Annotated in this window: 1 protein-coding gene and 1 tRNA gene; both read left to right on the top strand. The window is 62.7% G+C overall.

Translation table 11 applies throughout. The features are described from left to right. The first annotated feature begins 153 nt into the window (after window positions 1-153). Entirely contained in the window at window positions 154-1,134 is a 981-nt protein-coding gene (locus U9R81_RS15900) for a fructose-bisphosphatase class II family protein (RefSeq protein WP_322496410.1), read from the top strand. Window positions 1,135-1,434: 300 nt separating this feature from the next. Beyond that, window positions 1,435-1,511: transfer RNA gene (locus tag U9R81_RS15905), tRNA-Arg, on the top strand. Window positions 1,512-1,826 lie beyond the last annotated feature (315 nt).

The following is a 1,826-nucleotide window of genomic DNA, read 5'->3' on the forward strand; positions in this document are numbered from 1 at the left end:
ACGAGCGGCAGCGTTGTTGGCCGGACGAACCCCGCCGCCGCAGGTGCTGGAGGGGGGCATGCTAGCGTGGGAAACAGCCAACTTGCTTGAGGCAGTCGAGCAATTTTGAACGAATCAGACAGCCGTCACCATACAATGGCAGAGGATATAACGATGGAGATCCCCCTATCACAACGGCTCGGCCCCAACACTGGCCTTGATCTGGTGCGCGCCACCGAAGCAGCGGCGATTGCCGCCGCTCGGCTGATGGGGCGCGGCGAAATCGAAGAGGCGGATCGGGCGGCAGCCACTGCGATGGCCGCAGCGTTGGTCAACCTCGAACTTGACGGGCGGCTGGCGATGGGTGAAGAAGTGCGGGCGATGGCGAGCACGCCGCTGCCCGGCGGCACACAGGTTGGCACCGGCAATGGACCGCCGGCAGATCTGATCGTGGATCCAGTTGATGGTCTTCGCCAGTTAGCGCAAGGGCGAGCCGGCGCGGTCTCGTTTGCCGCGGTAACGAACCGCGGCGCATTGTGGGCGCCGCATCCGGCGGCTTATATGGAAAAGATCATTGTCGGGCCTGAGATTGCGCCCTATCTGGTGCCGGAATGTCTCGATGCGCCGGCAGGTTGGACGCTGGCGCTTGTGGCGCGCGCTACCCGGCGCACCGTGCGCGATCTAGTCGTCTTTGTGCTCGATCGGCCTCGTCATACCCACCTGATCGAAGAGATCCGGTCGGCTGGCGCGCGGGTTATGCTGGCTGATGATGGCGACATCTACGGTGCGTTGTTAGCAGCCATGCCCGGCACTAGTGTCGATCTGCTCATGGGGATTGGCGGTGCGCCAGAGGGGGTGCTGGCGGCGTGCGCGATCAAATCGCTGGGTGGGGCGATGCTGGCCCGCCTCGCCCCGCAGAGTGAAGCCGAGCGCGAGGCGCTTACCCGCGCCGGTCTCGACACCAAACGCATCTTGACCTGTGACGATATTGTTAGCAGCGACCAGATCTTTTTTGTCGCCACCGGCATCACTGACAGCATCTTGTTGCGTGGAGTGCGTTTAGCCGGCGATCGGGCCGAGACCAATTCGCTCATTCTGCGCTGCGAAACCCGCACCCGCCGTTTGATCTTCGCCGAGCATTTGTTGACGGGGTGAAAAGAGCACAGCGGTTGCCGGCTTGGCGATAGCACGCCGCAATGCGCGCCCCCTGCCGACTATAGCACGATAGATGCACCCTTTCTCCTATCCGCGGGAGAAGGGGTACTTATGCGTCCTGATGACCAACCCGAACGATCCAACCGAGAGGTTCGCAAAGCAACGCTGCTCGTGAGACAGGCCACTGGGCGTGAAAAGCATTCTAAGCAGGTATGATTCAATGCTGTCGGCCCCTTCCGGCGTGAGACCGATTTGCATAATTACCAAGATTGTGCTATAATCCGGAGGTGAAATGAATACGACCCCGTAGCTCAGTGGATTAGAGCGTTTCCCTGCGGAGGAAAAGGTCGCGCGTTCGAGTCGCGCCGGGGTCGCCAACCAGCCCGCCAGTGTGGCGGGTTTTGTTTTAGCCGCATTCGGCCCTCACTCCCCGCCTGTCATTGCACGCCGAGCGCAGCGCGGGTAGACAAACCCAGCCCTGAAGGGCCGAGCTAGGGGTACGAATCCCGCTACGCGGGCTGATGGCCCTCGTCCCCCAACCCCTTCTCCCACCTTACGGCGGGAGAAAGGGCGCCGCTGCAAGGCGGGCACGGCATCGCAGGAGCGGAACGCAGCAGCGCCCCTCTCCCGCGCCAGTGGGAGAGGGGTTGGGGGTGAGGGTACACCAGCGCACCACAGTGCTATGATTGCCC

Origin of the sequence: Chloroflexus sp. (genome assembly GCF_034435895.1) — a bacterium.
Taxonomy (GTDB): domain Bacteria; phylum Chloroflexota; class Chloroflexia; order Chloroflexales; family Chloroflexaceae; genus Chloroflexus.

What these genes read in the sequence shown, in the direction of transcription:
- U9R81_RS15900 (WP_322496410.1), top strand. Translation starts at nt 154, where the DNA reads ATGGAGATCCCCCTATCACAACGGCTCGGCCCCAACACTGGCCTTGAT.